At 66.8% G+C, this 280-nt stretch carries 1 protein-coding gene; it reads left to right on the top strand.

The genetic code is table 11. From position 1 onward, the window contains the following. The coding region (locus GCN81_RS00035) for an SDR family NAD(P)-dependent oxidoreductase (protein WP_156721303.1) at nucleotides 1-280 on the top strand (280 nt) is incomplete at both ends.

Raw genomic sequence — 280 nt, 5'->3', positions numbered from 1 at the left:
AAGGCACCATCCTCATCACCGGAGCCACCGGCACCCTCGGCACCCTCCTCGCCCACCACCTCGTCACCCACCACCACGCCAAAAACCTCCTACTCCTCTCCCGCCGAGGCCCCAACGCCCCCGGCGCCCAAGAACTCCACACCGAACTCACCAACCTCGGCGCCCACATCACCCTCACCGCCTGCGACATCACCGACCCCAACGCCCTAGCCACCACACTCACCCAAATCCCCGACGAACACCCCCTCACCGCCGTCATCCACACCGCAGGCGTACTCGA

It is taken from the genome of Streptomyces apocyni (assembly GCF_009739465.1).
Classification (GTDB): Bacteria; Actinomycetota; Actinomycetes; order Streptomycetales; family Streptomycetaceae; genus Streptomyces; species Streptomyces apocyni.
Note: the sequence above shows the minus strand (reverse complement) of the source record. Positions and strands in the feature narration are given on the sequence as shown.